Source organism: Mesobacillus thioparans (genome assembly GCF_965138835.1).
GTDB classification, from domain to species: domain Bacteria; phylum Bacillota; class Bacilli; order Bacillales; family Cytobacillaceae; genus Mesobacillus; species Mesobacillus thioparans.
This window is the reverse complement of record NZ_CBCSFH010000013.1, coordinates 43,504-60,419: the sequence shown is the minus strand read 5'-3', so window position 1 is coordinate 60,419 and position 16,916 is coordinate 43,504. Positions and strand designations below refer to the sequence as shown.

12 protein-coding genes are annotated in these 16,916 nt (G+C 40.9%); all 12 read right to left on the bottom strand.

All coding sequences use genetic code 11. From position 1 onward, the window contains the following. Window positions 1-240: 240 nt before the first annotated feature. Window positions 241-2,457: a catalase/peroxidase HPI gene (gene katG, locus ACNAZ4_RS18625; RefSeq protein ID WP_415816897.1), complete on the bottom strand. Its 2,217-nt coding sequence runs from the start codon at window positions 2,455-2,457 to the stop codon at window positions 241-243. Between the two features lie 158 nt (window positions 2,458-2,615). Next, the gene (locus ACNAZ4_RS18620; protein ID WP_415816895.1) at window positions 2,616-2,945 is read right to left on the bottom strand and encodes a hypothetical protein; all 330 of its coding nucleotides are present in this window, start codon (window positions 2,943-2,945) and stop codon (window positions 2,616-2,618) included. Between the two features lie 412 nt (window positions 2,946-3,357). Continuing rightward, the gene (locus ACNAZ4_RS18615; protein ID WP_415816893.1) at window positions 3,358-5,025 is read right to left on the bottom strand and encodes a M4 family metallopeptidase; all 1,668 of its coding nucleotides are present in this window, start codon (window positions 5,023-5,025) and stop codon (window positions 3,358-3,360) included. A 212-nt stretch (window positions 5,026-5,237) separates the two neighbouring features. Further along, window positions 5,238-6,311, bottom strand: a complete 1,074-nt coding sequence (gene xylF, locus ACNAZ4_RS18610) for a D-xylose ABC transporter substrate-binding protein (protein ID WP_415817046.1) — start codon at window positions 6,309-6,311, stop codon at window positions 5,238-5,240. Window positions 6,312-6,394: 83 nt separating this feature from the next. Continuing rightward, window positions 6,395-7,933, bottom strand: coding sequence for a response regulator (locus ACNAZ4_RS18605; protein ID WP_415816891.1), 1,539 nt, complete (start codon window positions 7,931-7,933; stop codon window positions 6,395-6,397). Beyond that, window positions 7,926-9,365 (bottom strand): sensor histidine kinase, encoded by a 1,440-nt coding sequence (locus ACNAZ4_RS18600; protein WP_415816889.1) that lies wholly within the window; start codon window positions 9,363-9,365, stop codon window positions 7,926-7,928. The genes ACNAZ4_RS18605 and ACNAZ4_RS18600 overlap by 8 nt, the downstream gene beginning before the upstream one ends. After that, window positions 9,358-10,335 (bottom strand): sugar ABC transporter substrate-binding protein, encoded by a 978-nt coding sequence (locus ACNAZ4_RS18595; protein WP_415816887.1) that lies wholly within the window; start codon window positions 10,333-10,335, stop codon window positions 9,358-9,360. Before ACNAZ4_RS18595 ends, ACNAZ4_RS18600 begins: the two co-directional genes overlap by 8 nt. 338 nt (window positions 10,336-10,673) lie before the next feature. Continuing rightward, window positions 10,674-11,849, bottom strand: coding sequence for a sugar ABC transporter permease (locus ACNAZ4_RS18590; protein ID WP_415816885.1), 1,176 nt, complete (start codon window positions 11,847-11,849; stop codon window positions 10,674-10,676). 12 nt (window positions 11,850-11,861) lie between these two features. Next, window positions 11,862-13,382 carry an ATP-binding cassette domain-containing protein gene (locus ACNAZ4_RS18585; protein ID WP_415816883.1) on the bottom strand — a complete coding sequence of 507 codons (1,521 nt, stop codon included), beginning with the start codon at window positions 13,380-13,382 and terminating at the stop codon, window positions 11,862-11,864. A gap of 79 nt (window positions 13,383-13,461) precedes the next feature. Beyond that, complete coding sequence (locus tag ACNAZ4_RS18580) at window positions 13,462-14,571, bottom strand: sugar ABC transporter substrate-binding protein (RefSeq protein ID WP_415816881.1); 1,110 nt, start codon at window positions 14,569-14,571, stop codon at window positions 13,462-13,464. A gap of 309 nt (window positions 14,572-14,880) precedes the next feature. After that, complete coding sequence (locus ACNAZ4_RS18575; protein ID WP_415816879.1) at window positions 14,881-15,849, bottom strand: tRNA dihydrouridine synthase; 969 nt, start codon at window positions 15,847-15,849, stop codon at window positions 14,881-14,883. Between the two features lie 283 nt (window positions 15,850-16,132). Then, window positions 16,133-16,675: a cysteine hydrolase family protein gene (locus ACNAZ4_RS18570; RefSeq protein WP_415816877.1), complete on the bottom strand. Its 543-nt coding sequence runs from the start codon at window positions 16,673-16,675 to the stop codon at window positions 16,133-16,135. Between the last annotated feature and the right edge of the window lie 241 nt (window positions 16,676-16,916).

Below are 16,916 nucleotides of genomic sequence, written 5' to 3'. Positions count from 1 at the left end.
TATAGAGGTTGAAATATTATATTACAATATAAATGTTTGAATATATAAAATTCCAACTTTCTAAATACTCAATTAATCATACCTTAACTAGAGACCAGCTGTTAATAGATAATTGTTCCCAGAAAAAAATGATTGTTGGGGGTTCTTAAATACTACGATTTGAACCCTCCAACCGCTCTCCCTTTTGGCGGCAAAAAAAAAACAGCAGACCATTTTACTGATCTGCTATCTTTCAAACTATTATTTTATTGCTAATTCTGATGTCTCATGAGCATTTGCATGGAGATCAAAACGGTCTGCATTCATGACCTTGACCCATGCTGAAATAAAGTCGCGCACAAACTTCTCTTTGTTATCGTCCTGGGCATACACTTCCGCAATCGCACGCAGCTGTGAGTTTGAACCGATAGCGAGATCGACCCTGGTCGCGGTACGTACCACTTCACCGGTCTTACGGTCACGACCTTCATAAATACCACCATCTGCAGGCTTCCATTCAACCCCCATATCCAGCAGGTTCACAAAGAAATCATTGGTGAGTGTGCCGACACGGTCGGTGAATACACCATGTTTTGTCCCGCCATGGTTTGTACCGAGCACACGCATACCGCCAATCAGGACGGTCATTTCAGGTGCACTGAGGTTCAACAGCTGCGCTTTGTCCAGCAACAGCTCTTCCGGACTCACTCGATACTGTTGTTTCTGATAGTTGCGGAATCCATCGGCATATGGCTCAAGCACCGCAAAGCCTTCTGCATCGGTTTGCTCTTCTGTCGCATCCCCGCGCCCTGAAGCAAACGGAACGGTTACATCAAAGCCTGCATCCCGTGCAGCTTTCTCGATCGCGGCACTGCCGCCAAGTACAATCAAGTCGGCTAAGCTGACTTCCTGATTCAGCTGGCTTTGAATGTCTTCGAGAACATTAAGCACCTTCGAAAGCTGCTCAGGCTGGTTCACTTCCCAGTCTTTTTGCGGTGCCAGACGTACGCGGGCACCGTTCGCTCCTCCGCGGAAGTCAGATCCACGGAAGGTGCTTGCCGAGGCCCAGGCCGTTGTCACTAACTCACTGACGGTAAGTCCGGAGTCGAGAATTAGTTCCTTAATCTTGTCTACTTCCTTATCAGTCAATTCATACTCCACATTAGGAACAGGATCTTGCCAGACGAAATCCTCTTTTGGAACTTCAGGACCGATATACCTTGATTTAGGTCCCATATCACGATGCAATAACTTGAACCATGCCTTGGCAAAAGCATCCGCAAATTCATCCGGATTCTGATGGAATCGGCGGGAGATTTTTTCGTATGCCGGATCATGCCGTAAAGCAATATCGGTTGTGAGCATCATCGTCGGTACTTTTACAGAAGGATCTTCCGCGTCCGGGGCCAAATCCTTCTCGGCTGGATCAACTGCAAGCCACTGGTAGGCACCAGCCGGACTCTTTGTCAGCCACCATTCGTAGCCAAAAAGCAAATCAAAGTATCCATTATCCCACTGTGTCGGACTTGCCGTCCAGGCTCCTTCAAGACCGCTCGTGATCGTATCACGTCCCCTGCCGCTTCCATGTGCGTTTTTCCATCCTAAGCCCATCTCTTCAATCGGAGCTGCTTCCGGTTCTGCACCAACTTTGGCCGCGTCCCCTGCACCGTGGGCTTTTCCAAATGTATGGCCGCCAGCGATCAGGGCTACTGTTTCTTCATCGTTCATTCCCATCCGCGCAAAGGTTTCACGAATGTCCTTAGCTGCAGCAAGGGGATCCGGCTTGCCATTCGGCCCTTCAGGATTCACATAGATAAGACCCATCTGCACCGCAGCAAGCGGGTTCTCAAGCTCACGGTCACCTGTGTACCGTTTATCGCCAAGCCACTCTGATTCAACACCCCAGTAAGTGTCCTCTTCCGGGTGCCAGATATCCGGGCGTCCTGCGCCAAACCCTACTGTCTTTCCGCCCATCGACTCAATCGCAACATTGCCTGCCAGCAAAATCAAGTCAGCCCAGGAGATCTTGTTGCCATACTTCTGCTTAACCGGCCATAACAACCGGCGAGCCTTATCAAGGTTTCCATTGTCTGGCCAGCTGTTCAATGGAGCAAAACGCTGTGAACCGGTTCCGCCGCCGCCCCGGCCATCCCCAATACGATACGTACCTGCCGAGTGCCAGGCCATCCGGATGAACAAAGGTCCATAATGTCCATAGTCAGCCGGCCACCAGTCCTGGCTTGTTGTCATGAGTTCATGAAGATCCTGCTTAAGTCCGTCATAATCCAGCTTCTTGAATTCTTCATTATAATTAAAATCTTCTCCCATAGGATTGGATTTGCGATCATGCTGATGGAGAATATTCAATTGCAGCTGGTTCGGCCACCAGTCTCTATTTGTCGTCCCACTCGTTTTTTGACTAGTAGCACCCCCGTGCGTAAACGGGCATTTTCCAACCTTTGCAGTATCCTTGTCCATTTTCTTTCCCCTTTCGTAAAAATAAAAATGATTAAACTATCAACATTAATATCTATGAAAGAGACAAGGAATTTATTATCTATAAACGAAATCTTTTATGATTTGAAGCTAATGAGGATAGACCGGAGGAACATAGGGTTGGAGTAGATGGAGGATCGCTAACCAAAATACACTTCTACACTTTCTTCTTTTTGTGCTGTTGCCAAACAACTTTGGATAAATTTCAGGATTTGTTTTTGATCCCAGGATGTACAATCACTTTCCGATGGTGAATCACCAGTTTTAAAAAACTTCTTGTAGTCATTCATTGCCCTTTCTATTTGTTGTAACGAAAAAGTCGAGAACTTTCCTGATCCACTGACACCAGCATAAAACTTAAGTGAGTCAAGTAAATTGTAAAGCAGCAGTGCATTACGATTCCCCATGCTAAAACGCGCATAAGCAATTTCTTCCCTTGCTTTATTCAAACCGTATATATCATGACCCATTCATAATCCTCCTTCAAAAATAAAATGAAATGCTTAAGAAACCTTAGTAAAGCTGATAACAGTTACATGGCTAATCACTCCTTTCACGTTTGAAGGGAATTATTTTAAAAACAATACGAGAGTAAGAGATATTCGAAAGACAATCTCAGGATTCATATATGAGGTATTCATGAAAGGTAAGAAATCAAGGATTTTAAATAAGGAGAAAATCGAGAGCGGCATACGAGGAAATTTCTGAAGGTAAGCTGTCTGTCTACAGAAAAAATAATACCATATTACGTATTGTTTCAATTCAGTTTTTTTCAAACTTATCAACAATTATGTGAACACCTTCTATTTATACAATGATTTAGTAGTGTTGCAACTAAAAATCCCTCAAACTCATAGTCTGAGGGATTTCAGTGTAAATGGATTAGTAGATTCCCACCGCGTCAAATCCAGCGTTAGCAGCTGCTTCTTCCTCGCTGCCTTCACCATAAAGATCGATTGCAGACTGGACGACCGCCTGTCTTGCATCGCTAAAGTCGGAATTCGCAGTTAAGTATACCGTTAACGCGCGATAATAGATCTTCCCTAGTTTTTCTCTTCCAAGGTCTTGAGCAATCAAGTATGCCGCATGGTTCGTGATCGATGAGTTAACATGGACTCCGCCGCCATCTACTGAAGTTGGCATATTATAAAACTCGTCCATATGGTCTGGATAGACTCCGCCATTTGTGCTGTATGCCCTTCTTTGCTCATTGCTCACAACAACACCGTTTGGATTGCTTAAGCTGCGCAGTACGGTCATGCCGTCGGCTTTAGCAGCTGGCGCCATAATATCTTCGCCCATTTCCCAGTCCTTATCGTCAACCAGCGCACCAAACACATCGGCAAATGATTCGTTTAGTGCCCCCGATTGATTACGGTAGACTAAATTTGCTGAATGAGTGATCACACCATGTGTCATCTCGTGAGCAGCAACATCAAGGCCAGCTGATAGGGAAATCATGAATTCACCGTCCCCATCACCGTAAGTCATCCATCGTCCATTCCATGACGCATTGTTGTAGTTGTTGCCATAATGGACTTTGGAAATGATCGCCATCCCTTTCCCATCAAGGGAATTCCGGCCATGTTCATTCAGGAAGTAATTATAAACTTTTTCGGAATTATAGTGTGCATCGACAGCGGCGCGGTCATAATCACCGATGAAGGCCGCTGAATTCCCAACATATAGTGTATCATTGCTGGCAGTGTTATCGTTTTTGGCATCGTACGTTTCGATTCCGCCCAGGTTTGCATGGGAATAATCCGCTAACGCAAACTTAGTGCCCGCATTAGCTTCTTTTACCTGGGTGATATGCAATTCCCTGTGGTCACCATGTACACCTTTTCCGGCTCCTTTTTGTGTCTTCATTTCATCCGCGTGCATCAAGCCATTGTACTGATCGATTACCTCGCCTGTCTTTGCATCCACGAAGACAAACCAGTTGCCAGGATCGTCTCCCATGAAGTTGACATTTACTTTATAGGCTGTGTGATTTTTTCCTTCGAAAGGATAGACAACCAGTTCAGCTGTCGGGTCATATGTAAGCTCTTCAGATGCGTTGACAGAAGACTTGGCAGCTTTCAATGCAGCTTCACTGCTGATTGAAGCCGTTGTATCCAATTGCGCGTTGTCGATAGTCTCATTCATTCTTCCATTGACAGACACCACTTCATTATTCTTATTAAAATGCACAATGATGTCTGACCCTTCTACGTTCACTCCATTGACCGACTGATTGAAACGGACGTGAGTCATCCCCAGTTCATCTTTCTCTACATTCTTCACTTTCAGTTTTCTTTCTGGGTCCTTAATTCCTGTTTTAGATTCGTTTTTCTTCAAATAATTCAATGCATTAGCTGGAGTACTGGAAGAGAATTTTTCAGCGAACCGCTCTTTCACAAATAAAGGAACACTAGCTTTCTCATTCCACGCCTTGGAAGCTTGTCCACTGCTGGAATCAAGTGGCTGCGCGAACACACTGCTCACTGGGATCGAACCTACCAACATTGCCGACGACAGAACTACGGGTAAAATAAATTTCTTCTTCAAAAACACCATTCCTCCCATCAATTTCCATTGGATGGGTTAATTATATATTTCCACACGCGAAATATCATGAATAATTAGAATTATTTGAATAAATTAAATAACTGGATAATATATACTAATTTTCCAAGCATAAGGGCGTACCTGTCCTTCTATCTTCCTTCATTGACGCGGGCATTTTGGATTACTGCTTTTAAAGCTGGAATGAATGATTATCATTCCCCTGTCTTTTCATATACCTCATCGCGCAGATGAAATCCATCAGCAATAATAGTGTTATCTATATTACTTTTATCTACAGCAATGGGCGCAAGGAAGAGAGATGGTATTTCTAATTTCCCGTTGTTTATCTTTCTATTCGTTGTAATGGTCTCCCCCCCTGCCATTTTGATAGCTGCTCTTGCAGCTTCGTATGCTAAGGTTTTAATAGGTTTATAAATAGTCATTGTTTGAGTCCCTTGCACAATATGCTGAGCTGCTGCTAAGTCTGCATCCTGTCCGGCAACTGGAATTCCCCCCTCAAGACCTTGTGCTTCAAGGGCTTTTATGACTCCTCCTGCTGTCGCATCGTTTGCAGCAATAACAGCATCTATCTCGTTATTATTTATCTCCAAGGCGGCTTCCATATTGGCAAAAGCATTTTCTGGCGTCCAATTTTCAGTCCATTGATCATACACAATCTGGATATCCCCCCTATCTATGAACGGCTGGAGGACATTAAAAACTCCCTTTTTCAATAAATGGGCATTATTGTCTGTACTTGCCCCGCCGATATATACATACTTCCCTTTTGGAACTAATTTTGTTATTGCCTGAGCTTGAAGTTCCCCAACTAACTCATTGTCAAAAGAGATGTACAAATCTACAGATGAATTTTTTACTAAACGGTCATAGGAAATCACTTTAATGCCCGCAGAATGGGCTTTGTTGACGATGGTTGCTACCGCCTCCGCGTTATGCGGAACGATTACGAGCAAGTCCACTCCGTCGCTGATTAAGGTTTCAGCTTGCACAATTTGCAAGGTATCGTCACCCTTTGCTTCTCGTATCACAACTTCCGCTCCTAATGACTCGACCGCTTCTTTAAAAAAGTCTCTATCTCTAGGCCAACGCTCCTCTTCTAAGGTATCCATCGAAAAACCAATTTTAAGCTTTTTATCAAAATCAGTAACACTTTCATTCTCTGCTTTGTTCTCTTTATGTATTGAAGTTACCCCTTCTTCGCATGCCGCCAATAACATTAGAAGGAAGATAAGATTCAATAAACCAACTTTCCTTAACTTTGTCATCACAAGTTTCCCCTCCCTTCCCTGTGGAACTTCTGTTTCAGTTTTTCATTTTACTAATAGAGTGCATTTTTTCAGGAAAGAGACTAATCTTTTATTCCAAGCAATGTTTTACGATATTCTCTTGGCGTAACATTGCACATCTTTTTAAATACTTTGCTAAAATAATTTGGTTCATGATAGCCAACTTCAATTGTAATTTCCTTAATGCTCTTATCCGGTTCTGCCAACATTTTCTTTGCTTTTTCAATACGGCACTCTGTTAAAAAATCAATATAATTAATCCCCAGCTTTTCCTTGAACATCTTACTGATATAAATGGGGCTTAAACCTACTTTATTACTAAGTGTTTCTAATGAAATATTCTGTTGGGAATTTTCCATGATAAATTGTTTGATCCGATAAATTGTATCCGCTTCCAAACTAGTATAATGCTGATCATAGGATTCTTTCATCTCTGCCAGAAGATTGGCTGTTTCAAAACGTAATTGACGGTAATTTGACGCTTGATAATGGTAAATTGGGGTTGCTGCCCCAATCCCCAAATCGCTTATAATCGACCAGATTGACCATAGTGATTCTAATACATATTGTTGGGCTTGCTGGATTTCTATCCCTTCCATCTCGTAGGCTTGAATAAGATGGCTAAGATTCGATTTTATTTGATCCCACTGCCCTAGTCGTATATGGTCGGTTAGATCCTTTTTTAAGTATTTTGCCTGCTGCCAACTGCCGGTTTCATTCAAAACAGGAATATCTTGATAAAACCGATATTTGACCGGTAGTGTCTTATTGCTCGAAGCAATGATTGCCTCTTGATAAGATTGCCGGATTTTCTCCAATGAGTTGCAATCATCCCCAATCCCAATGAACCAGCCAGACTTCTGCTCCTTTGTTACTTCAAATAAAATATCTCTTGCCAGAGAAGTCGCTTGTGCCCGAAACGACTGGCCGTTTCTGAAGATAATAATCGGCAGCTGTCCATCATAAAGAGCACCCATCCAGCCACTTTTTGTTTTCCTGACTTTTTCCTTAATCCGAGAGTAGAGATGTTCCATGCCCTCCGGTACAATCACATTCATGACGAATACCTGACTTGTTGATTGGATATCGAGCATCTCTATTAGCATGTTCAAATGGACTTCATGCACATGGTCAAAAAGCAGCTGCGTTACAACATCTGTTTCAACGAGAGCTAATGTTTTTTGCATCATTTCCCGTTGTAAGCTGCTTGCTGCTTGTTGCTCCCTCTCGTTTTCTATCTCGTTCAATACCTTCCCTACCGTTGCTCTAATTTCACTTACCTTACTAGGCTTTAAGATATAGTCTTTTGCTCCAAGCTTTAAGGCAGACTGCACATAATTAAACGTATCGTATGCTGTTACCATTATGAATTTTATATGAGGAAAATCAGCGAGTATCTGCTCTACGGCTTCCAACCCATTCATGCCAGGCATCTGAATATCCATTAATACTAGATCCGGTTTAAAGCTTGCTGCTAATTCCACTGCTCTATTCCCATTATTGGCTTGTTCAACAATCAGGTCCGGGAATGCTCGATTTAAAATGGCTTCCATCCCTTCCCGTTCTATTTGTTCGTCATCCACAATTAAAATTTTAATCATGTATCTCGCCTCTTTGTTCCGGAATTTTTAATAGAACGGATGTGCCGCTGCCCAATTTGCTTTCAAGTTGAATGACGTCATCGCTCTCATAAAATAGGCGCAGACGCTTTACAACATTACTGAAACCTATTCCTGTGGAATGTCCTGTTGTTTGCACTTGACGTTCCATTAAAATTTGAGAGATGACTTCATCAGACATGCCTATTCCGTCATCTTCAATTCGAACCAGGACATTTCCATCTTTTCCTTGCACACGAATTGTGATGACACCCCCGTTAATCTTGGGCTCAATTGCATGAATGACAGCATTTTCAATAATCGGCTGCAGGGTTAGTGCGGGAATTGCAACATCTAAGCATGAGTCATCAATGTCTAATTGCAGTTCAAGCCGATCCGTAAAGCGTGCCTTTTGAATCTGCATATATTGATTGACAACAACCAATTCATCTCTTAATGTAACGGACCGGTCAATTTGCTTTAAATTGTAACGTAAAAGGTCTGCCACGCTGACGAGCAAATCACTGATTTCTTCAGACCCTTCTAAGTAGGCTTTTTTTGATAGCGTATTAAGTGTATTAAACAGGAAATGCGGATTCATCTGGCTTTGCAGACTGCGAAAGTGGCTTTCCTGCAGCAAAATTTTGTTTTGCTGCAGTTCGTGTTCCAGCTTTGCTTTTTCCTTTATTTGCTGTATTAAATTATTGATATTCGTACGCATATGATTAAATGTTTTAGCCAGAAAGGCAATTTCATCATTCGATTTGACTGTTATTTCATTATCGAATCTTCCCTTCGCCAGTTCACTTGCAGCCTTCGTTAACTGTTGGACCGGCCTTGTGATGCCTAGGGAAAACCAATAAGTAGCCAATAATAGCAATAAGGAGGTTAATAAAACCATCCATATCGCAAGTTTCACCAATTCTATGGATTGCTCCATAATGCCACGATAAAATGGCTCATGTGTTTTGAGTTCCATATCGATTAAGGTAAGCGTCATATCGGAAATATAGTTACTAATACGTGTAATTTCTGCAAGGTCCTTGACCGCTGCCTCGGAATCTCGTTCAAGTCCCATTAATCTGTCTGTTGTTTCAATTAAGCTGCCCATTAAATTTATGTAATTTGTTAATGTAAAATCATTCACTTCATTTCTTACCTTAAATACTTCATATCTAGCAGATTCCAGTGCCTTTTTGCTGTTCTCTAATTTTTGTAAATTTCCTGGTGTCGATTGGTTCATATAGTTATTCAAGTCTGTGATGACTTGATTACTGGACCTCGAAACATCACTTAATATTAAGTATCGGTTTAAGATATCATTATATTTCACTTGTGTTTTATAGTTATAGAATGTCAGAGCAATCCAAATGATGGACATAATGATGATGATTATAGTGGTGAATGATAATATTTTCTTTCTAATGCTATTCATTTCTGCTGTCCTTCAATATGCGTATGTTTGTGAAGTAACCATTAATATCAAGCGGGACCGTTTCTCCGTTCAGCCATTTAACAATTTGCTGCACACTGACTTCACCCATTGTTTCAGGATCTTGCTCAACGACTCCGTCAATCTTCCCCTCTTCAAAGAGAGGTAACGATTCTGGTCCATCATCAAAGGTATAAATAAAATACGGTTCAACCTGGGAACGTTTCCCGATTTCCTGTACCATTGGACCAATCATCTTAGCGTTTACCGCGATAAATCCATTCACATCCGGCATTTGATTCAACTGATCTCTCATCGTCGTAATGACTTGATCTTTTGACTCTGCTGTTTCGGCAAATTGTATTTTAATATTGGGATACACTTTCAAAGTGGCATAGATGCCCTTTAATCTCTCATTCTGGTAATACTCTTTCTGTTCGTCAGAAAGCAGTACAACCTTCCCTTCAGTACCCATATCATTCAATAACTGTCTTGCTATTAAACCTCCAGCACGAAATTGGTCAGAACCAACGTAGGTTCTTCTTAAGCTTTCCTTCATTGGCACATCATTCGCTACTGTGATAATCGGAATTCCATTAAACGCGGCCTTTACTTTTGTAAGTTCTTTAAACTCATCTGTATCAAGTCCTTGTATGATGATTCCATCCACTTTGGAATGGATCGCCAGTTCTAACTTTTTTAAAAATTGCTCTGAATTATTGCTATAGCTTCCCCAAACTTCAAGGCTGGCTCCTTCTTTCACTGCCTGTCTCGATGCTCCTGTGCCAACCTTATTCCAAAACGCAGTGTCCATGTCTCTCGTGATTAGAACTAAGCGATAGCGAGAGTCTGTTTGCTTTATTGCTTTAGGTAAAGCTATGTCATTACTGAAGACAATGTTGGCTGATACAAAAATGAGATAACAAAGGGAGACAAATACAAGACTCAATATGGCATACATATACTTTTTCATATTTGCATCCTCCCCTTTCCGTTCCATTAACTGTTCGATGTTATGTAATTTGATTCTATCAGCCTGGCTGTTAAACTGCATTATAAATAAGGCTGTTTCCGGAAGATTGTTGTTAAAATCCTAAAGCCGATTTTAACGTGATCATACGCCATTTGTAGTTCGGAATTAAGTGTGCAGGCTCTTTTCTCTAAATTAGTTTTTTTGTGAAAAAATATATGTCTTTGAATCCAATTTTGCAGCCAAAAACAACAAAGTTTGAGAAAAGAGCCATAAATAAAGACAATTATGCAAAAAAGGCTTCCCCAATGATCTTGGTGAAAGCCCGCTAGAAGAGGCAGTTAGTTTCCTTTTTTTCTTGTCATAACATCGAAGATTACAGCTAAGGCTAAAACGCCGCCTTTAATCATATATTGATAGGAAATCCCTACACCGAGCAAGTTCATCCCACTCGTTAAGGATGCCATTACGATTGCTCCGATGATGGCTCCTGTTACTTTACCTACACCGCCTGCCGCAGATACACCGCCAACGTATGCTGCTGCGATGGCATCAAGTTCGAATAGTGTTCCAGCAGTTGTCGTTGCTGACTGAAGGCGAGAGGTAAATAGAATGCCTGATAAAGCTGACAGCAAACCCATTGAACCGAATACAAGGAACGTAATCTTGTTAACGTTAATTCCGCTTAAATGCGCAGCTTCCGGATTGCTGCCGACTGCATAAATATGTCTTCCCATTACTGTCTTCGTTGTCAAGAAATGATAGACAAGCACAACTAATAAGATAATCATTACTGTCCAGGAGAAGCCGTTATATCCAGCTAAGATCCAAGTGATTGCAGCGATGATAGCTGAAACAAACACAAGTTGCAAAATGAAAATCTGCTTTGAAACTACTTCGAAATTATACTTAATTTTGTTTCGGCGATTGGAGACTGCACTAAAATTGTAAAATAATATTCCAAGCACACCAATTAATAAAGATAATAAGTGTAACCCACTAACCTGCATAAGAGATGGAATGTAGCCATTTCCAATTGCGTTAAAAGCGTCATTTTGAACGATAATGGTTCCAGACTTTTCTGTTACTTGCAGAATTGCACCGCGGTAAATCAACCAGCCCGCCAGTGTTGCTACAAATGCAGGAATTCCTACTTTTGCAACAAGGAAGCCTGTAAACAAACCGGCAATCGTCCCAAGTATTAAAATGATAGGAATAACAATATAAACAGGTAAACCATGCTGCATCAGAAGAATGGCCGCAATTGCTCCAAGAAAACCTGCTAAGAACCCGATCGATAAGTCAATATGCCGAATGACAATGACCAGCATAACACCGACAGCCAACACCGCAATATAGCCCGCAGAGTCTAGTAGGTTACTAATATTTCGAGAAGATATAAATAAGCCATCCGTTAAAATGGTAAAGATGAGAAAGATGACAAATAGTGCAATGTACATCCCGTAATCACGAATATTTTTACTGATTAACGTTTTCACGTCATTTATTAAAGTCATTGGTTTAGCCTCCTATTGTGTTGCAAGTTGCATTATTTTTTCCTGATCGGCTTTTTCTATTGGCAATTCGCCTTTGATTTCACCTTCGGCCATGACATAAACTCTGTCACTCATTCCCAATACTTCGCCAAGCTCAGAAGAAATCATGATAATACTCATTCCCTCTTCAATCAGCTTGTTCATCACCGTGTAAATCTCAAATTTTGCGCCTACGTCAATACCTCGGGTAGGCTCATCTAATATTAGGAGTTTAGGGCCAACAAACAGCCACTTGCCTAACGAAACTTTTTGCTGGTTACCGCCACTTAGTTTGCCAACAAGCTGTTCTAAAGAAGCAGCTTTAATATGCAATGAAGATTTATAGCGATCTGCTACTTTAATCTCTTCATTGTCGTTAATGACTCCGTTGGCAGAAATCCCTTGTAAATTCGCGGCAGAAATATTGCTTTTAATATCTTGCAGTAAAAACAACCCATCCCCTTTGCGATCCTCGGTAACATACGCAATTCCAGCCTTAATTGCATCACTAGTATGTTTCAAAGCTTTTGGCATACCATCCAACAGCAAGTCACCTTGCAGCTTATAAGCTTTCGCATTACCAAAGATACTAAGGGCAAGTTCCGTTCGGCCAGAGCCCATTAAGCCTGCCAAACCAATGATTTCACCTTTTTTAACGTTTAAGTTTGCATTTTTCACAACATGTCTGCCAAGCTTTGGGTCGTAAGCAGACCAATCCTTTAACTCTAGTACCTTTTCTTCATATGATTTCTTATCGCGTTTTGGATAAATATCTTGAATTTCGCGTCCAACCATATTTTTTATGATTGTACTTTCTGTTATCTTCCCCTTGGACGCATCCAGGGTCGTAATCGTTTGTCCATCACGAATTACAGTTGCACTATCTGCTATTGAAATGACTTCCTTCAACTTATGGGAGATCATTATGCAGGTAATCCCCTGTTTTCTGAGTTCGTCAAGCAATCTCAATAAATTTTCACTGTCGTCCTCGTTTAAAGCTGCAGTCGGTTCATCGAGAATGAGAAGCTTTACATCTTTACTTAACGCTTTGGCAATTTCAATTAACTGACGTTTCCCTACTCCTAAATCTTTAACAAGTGTTTCCGGGTTAATGTCGAGGTTAACTTTTTCAAGCAGCTTTTTCGCTTCTACAATCGTCTCATTCCAGTCGATAAAAGCCCCTTGCTTGATTTCATTGCCAGCAAATATATTTTCGTAAACTGTGAGATCAGGAAACAAAGCTAGCTCCTGGTAAATGATCACGATACCTGTATTAACACTATCGTTAATCTTATTGAATTGCTGTACCTTACCTTCGTAAACAATATCACCATCATAAGTACCGTAAGGATAAACACCGCTTAGCACTTTCATCAGAGTTGATTTCCCAGCCCCATTTTCTCCAACTAAGCAGTGAATTTCACCCTTCTTCACTTTAAAATTGACATTGTCGAGCGCCTTAACTCCTGTAAATTCCTTTGAAATCTGTTTCATCTCCAGAATATATTCGCTCATCCTCATTCCCTCCAACCAAAACAGCTATAATAACTGCGTGATCGTAATCAAGCTGAATACGATCACGCAGTTTTAATTTTTACAGTCCTTTAAACTCACTGGCTTCATAGTACTCTGAATCAATCAGTTCTTTCTTAACATTCTCTTCGTCTACGACAATTACGTCTGTTTGTTTCGCTTTTACATCGACTTTTCCATTGTTGTAAGAACCCGTTGTCTCTGGTTTTTTATCATCCAGAATGTCGATTGCCATATCAATTGCATCTGCAACCAATGTTCTTACATCTTTAAACACCGTCATAGATTGCTTGCCATCAATGATGTATTGAATCGAAGCTTTCTCAGCATCTTGGCCTGTTACGACGAAACTAGAAATGTCAGAGTCTGTTCCGAACACGTCTGCAATGGATCGAGCCGTTCCATCGTTTGGAGCTAAAACAGCTACATCACCTTTTAAATTCGCAGCAGCTGCTGTTAAGTGTGTTTGCGCTTTATTTTTGGCTTCGTTAGGATCCCAGTTAGTTGTTACCTGACCCAGAATTTTCCCTAACTCATCACGAGAAAGCTCTTGCTTATCTTTTAATGCCACTGCTTCTGTAGAGTTAGCGATCACAAAAGTACCATCCGCAATCTTCGGCTGAAGAACTTTCCAAGCACCCTCAAAGAATAAAAATGCGTTGTTATCAGAAGAAGCACCTGCATAAAGGTATAACGGGACATTCTTGCCTTCTACATTGTCAATTAAGTATTGACCTTGAGCGGCACCTACCGCCAAACTATCAAACGTTACATAATAATCGACTGCGTCTGTTTCTGTAATTAAACGATCATAAGCTATAACGGTTACTCCTTCTTTTTTCGCTGCCTCTACCGCAGAACCAGCTGCTGCGCCATCGTGAGGAGCAATAATTAATACTTTGATCCCTTTGTTAAGCAAAGTTTCTACATTTTCTTTTTCCTTGGCTGAAGAACCCTGGCTGAATAAAATTTCAGTCGTGTAATCAGAATCAGCTAATGCATCTTTAAAGCGCTGCTCATCTTGCACCCATCTAGGCTCATCCTTCGTTGGAAGAACAATTCCCACACTCACCTTACTGCTTCCGCCAGTTTTCCCACTGCATGCTCCCAGCATTCCAGTCAACACTGTCATTACGATTAAAACAGAAAATAATTTCCAAGCTTTTTTCACTAATATTTCCCCCTTTAAAGATGAAATTAATTTGCTACAACTCCATCTTATAGCGGTGTATTAACTTTGAAAGCGTTAACATATAGTAATCTTTTATTATCTTCTGTACTTTTTTATCTTTTCTGAAAAAAGCAGTTCGAGTTAGTTTTCTTAAATGGATTAAATGTACCAGACTCCAGCCTTGTACTATGACTTGACTAGAAGAGCCTCCTCCTTCAAAAAAGGAAAAGGCTCTTTTTTCTACCGTATGAAAAAAAGAACGGAACCAGTTTCACCTGATTCCGCTAGCAACATCTTGTTGTTCCTCATTTAGTCCAGATTTTTTGACGCAAATTCACCAATCAATTCCCGCACTTCAGCTGTTGACTTCGTGTTCATTAATTGATTTCTTAATGCACTTGCCCCTTTAAACCCTTTGACATAAATCTTGAAAAAGCGATGCAGAGCCGTGAACGGCCGCAGTTCTAAATGTGAGTACTTATCATGAAGATCCATATGCAGGTTTAAGAGATCAAGCAATTCTTCACTGCTATGCTCTTTCTTTTCCTTTTCAAAGGCAAATGGATTATGGAAAATGCCACGGCCGATCATCACCCCATCAATACCATATTGACGGGCTAGCTCTAGGCCCTTTTGCCGGTCAGGAATATCTCCATTGATCGTCAAAAGCGTATCCGGGGCCACTTCGTCACGAAGCTTCTTAATCTCCGGAATCAGCTCCCAATGCGCATCGACTTTGCTCATTTCATCCCTTGTACGCAGGTGAATGGAAAGATTGACAATATCCTGTTCCAATATGTGCTTCAGCCAGCTCTTCCATTCGTCCAATTCTGAGAAACCAAGTCTCGTCTTAACACTTACCGGCAATCCACCTGCTTTTGCCGCCTGGATCAGTTCTGCTGCCATGTCCGGACGACGGATCAGGCCGCTTCCCTTCCCGTTCTGCACCACATTTGGCACCGGACAGCCCATATTGATATCCAGACCCTTGAAGCCCATTTCCGCCATACCAATGCTCATTTGCCGGAAATATTCAGGCTTGTCCCCCCAGATATGGGCGACAATCGGCTGTTCATCCTCTGTAAAAGTCAAACGCCCCTGCACACTTTTGATGCCTTCCGGATGACAATAACTGTCACTGTTTGTAAACTCGGTAAAATACACATCAGGCCTCGCCGCCTCACTCACTACATGACGGAAAACAACATCCGTCACTTCCTCCATTGGTGCCAATATAAAAAATGGCCGTGGTAGATCACGCCAGAAATTTTCTTTCATAATCGTTCAGTCCCTCTCATCATGGGATACCAGATTGAACCCTGATCCCAAAATTAAAAAGCAGAATGCTCCTGCTCCTTTTACACTTATACCATGCTTAAGCACTTTTTATCAAACTGATTGAAATGGTAATTTTAGCTTTACAACCAATGTAAATTTAAAACCCCTTGATAAATCCTCACTAAGATGCCCAGATAAAAGACTATCAATTATATGATCAATGGCAACCTTAATTTCTTCTTGCAAAGTACACACAAGAATGAATCCATGCATTTAATTCGACTTATAAGCAGATAGAATTTTGAATTGATATGCCCAAAGATTCCAACTTTTCAACTGCTTTATCTTTCAAACTATCATTAGCTGCTGCAATGGCATCTTTAATAACAGTAACTTTGATCCCTTGCTTTTTCGCACCCTTTGCTGTTGCAAATACACACCCTTCAGCAAAAACACCTACTATTATTACTTCATTAATTTTATGTTCATTTACATATTCCACTAATTTTTTATTATGAAATGCATCACCACTTGTTTTAGAAAAATATAAATCATTAACAACATTTACATCCTCATGAATCATTGCTCCTGCACTGCCTTTTAATGCTGCATTATCCCGGAACCAATTGGATATTAATTGGCTCTTTTTAAATTCATTTCCTATATAGATAATATGCCATTTTTCCTCATTCTTTTTTCGAATAATATGGTTAACATTTGAGATCATAGAGGGAACTTGATGTCTTGCAACTGGAAACTTTGCATTTATACCAATGAAATCATTCTGTAAATCTAATACCAGCACTGCTTTCCCCAAGTTATTCATTCTCTTTCCTCCTTAAATCGGATGACTACTTTCAGATAATTTTTGTTAATTAACCGCATGACCCTCTTATTTGAGGGCTTACTCATTTTTCAATCTCCTCTTACAATTAATAAAACGAATAAAAGGTTAATATGTATACAAATATTTACTAATTTTTTAAAAATAAAAAATGCCTCCCTTTGAAAACCAGATAGTTTGATTGGGACAGGGGAGGGTTTATGTGAATCGAAATACCATTTCA